Consider the following 1,842-nt stretch of genomic DNA (forward strand, 5'->3'; position numbering starts at 1 on the left):
GGACAGGGGTGTCCCCAGAGGGGGCCGGGGCCAGTCCGGGCCGGGGAATGGGTAGTACTGGAAAGATGGGCTAGAGTTGTTCCCAGCCGTCTTTCCTCTCCTCTCCGGAGCGAACTCACATGTCCCAGCAAGCCCCTGGCAAGAAGCGTGGTCTGTCCCGTCCCGTGGAAGTCGTGCGCGCGGAGCTCCTCAAGGATCCCGAGACGAAGCGCATCGCGGATGCCGTGGGCATGAAGCTGGAGGACTACGTCGAGCTGGTGCTCGAGTACGCGCAGGACAAGGACAAGGAGCCCATGCTCAACGTCGTGTCCGACGAGGAGCTGAAGGCGAACGGCTTCCCGGTGCACACGGTGGAAGAGGTCGGTGAGTTCCTCGTCGCCGGCGCCAAGGGTGAGCTGCCCGGCCAGGGCAACCCCTTCGCCAAGTCCGAGTTCGAGGCCGGCAAGAGCAGCGGCGCCGCCGCCAACAAGCCCGCGCTGAACCCCACGGGCGAGGCCCCCAAGGCGCCCCAGGACGAGGCGAAGCGTCAGGAGCTCATGGATCAGCTGAAGAAGGGCGGCGGCGGAACCCGCGGCTGAAGCCCGCCCGGAATCCCCGTGAAATAGATCGGAAATTCGGAGGAAACATTTTCCTCCCCCTTCCGAGAATCCTTTTGCAGCTTCACTTCGGCGCACACTCTCCAAACCAGACTTAAGCAGGGGGTATTACCATGGGCGGCATCGGCAAGGTTGTTGGCAGCATCGCGAAGACGGTCAGCAGCGTCGCCGGCGGCGTCGCGAACATCGCGGGCAAGGCGCTGAACTTCGTGCAGAACCCCATGGGCGCCATCACGGGCGGCCTGAAGGGTCTGGCGGGCGGCCTCCTGGACAAGCTCCCGTTCGGCCTGGGCAAGCTGGCGAAGCCGTTCGTGGACAAGTTCATCGACTCCGGCGCGGCCATGCTCTCCAAGGGCCCCCTGGCCGGTCTGAGCCAGCTGACCAAGTTCGCCCCCACCGTGAAGGCGATCGGCGACATCGCGACCACCGTGAAGACCGGCGCGGACCAGGTCGGCGCGCTGGCCTCCCAGCCCGCGCAGCAGAACTTCCAGAACATCATCGCGCAGGCGCAGGCGCAGCTGCTCAACTGAGCTCCCCGCTGAAGCTGGCGTGACTCAGGCACGAGGGCCGGTACTCACCGAAAGGTGGGGCCGGCCCTTCGGCTTTGCGGGCTTCAGCCCTCTTCGCGGGTGATGCGGAAGGCGTCGGCCTCCAGCTTCCGGGTCGCCTCCGGATCCGCGCTGTCGTAGTAGCCGCGGATCTCCCCGGTGCCGTCCACCAGCACGAAGTGGGTGCCGTGGAAGATGGAGAGCAGGTCGTCCTCGGCGGCGCCGGGCTCGCGGCCCATGCTGATCTTGAAGCCCTGGACGATGGTGTCCTTGAGGGTGACGTAGTCGCCGGTGAGGAAGTTCCAGCGGGTGAAGTCCGCCTGGTACTTCTTCGCGTACTCGGTCAGCCGCTCCGGGGTGTCGTAGGCCGGATCCACGGAGAACGACACCAGCTGGAGGTCCGTCCCCAGCTTCGCGGTGTTCCCCTGCACGCGCGCCATCTTCTGCGTGAAGACGGGGCAGACGGTGGGGCAGCGGGTGAAGATGAAGTTGGCGATGAACGGGTGGCCGCGGAGCTGCTTCAGCCCGAAGGGCTGCCCGTCCTGCCGCGTGAAGGTGAAGTCCGGCAGGGCGCCCAGCCTGGGCGGCGGCTGCGAACGGCCCTGCACCAGGTCGTGGATCGCCACGCCCATGAAACCGAGCGACGCCACGGCGATGCCTGCCCACACCCAGGAGCGGCGGAGGGGACGGGAGCGGGG

General features: G+C 67.0%; 3 protein-coding genes. 2 read left to right on the forward strand and 1 reads right to left on the reverse strand.

The window, feature by feature from the left end:
* The first annotated feature begins 119 nt into the window (after window positions 1-119).
* Entirely contained in the window at window positions 120-578 is a 459-nt protein-coding gene (locus D7W81_RS41110; RefSeq protein ID WP_120560734.1) for a hypothetical protein, read from the forward strand.
* A gap of 131 nt (window positions 579-709) precedes the next feature.
* Window positions 710-1,126, forward strand: a complete 417-nt coding sequence (locus D7W81_RS41115) for a hypothetical protein (protein WP_120560735.1) — start codon at window positions 710-712, stop codon at window positions 1,124-1,126.
* A gap of 83 nt (window positions 1,127-1,209) precedes the next feature.
* Here the strand turns inward: D7W81_RS41115 and D7W81_RS41120 are convergent.
* A partial coding sequence (locus D7W81_RS41120) for an SCO family protein (protein ID WP_244227797.1) occupies window positions 1,210-1,842 on the reverse strand: 633 nt, incomplete at its 5' end.

The organism is Corallococcus aberystwythensis, from assembly GCF_003612165.1.
GTDB classification, from domain to species: domain Bacteria; phylum Myxococcota; class Myxococcia; order Myxococcales; family Myxococcaceae; genus Corallococcus; species Corallococcus aberystwythensis.

Bases quoted from the DNA above. Each gene is read 5' to 3' on its own strand.
- D7W81_RS41115 (WP_120560735.1), top strand. From the start codon at position 710: ATGGGCGGCATCGGCAAGGTTGTTGGCAGCATCGCGAAGACGGTCAGC.
- D7W81_RS41110 (WP_120560734.1), top strand. From the start codon at position 120: ATGTCCCAGCAAGCCCCTGGCAAGAAGCGTGGTCTGTCCCGTCCCGTG.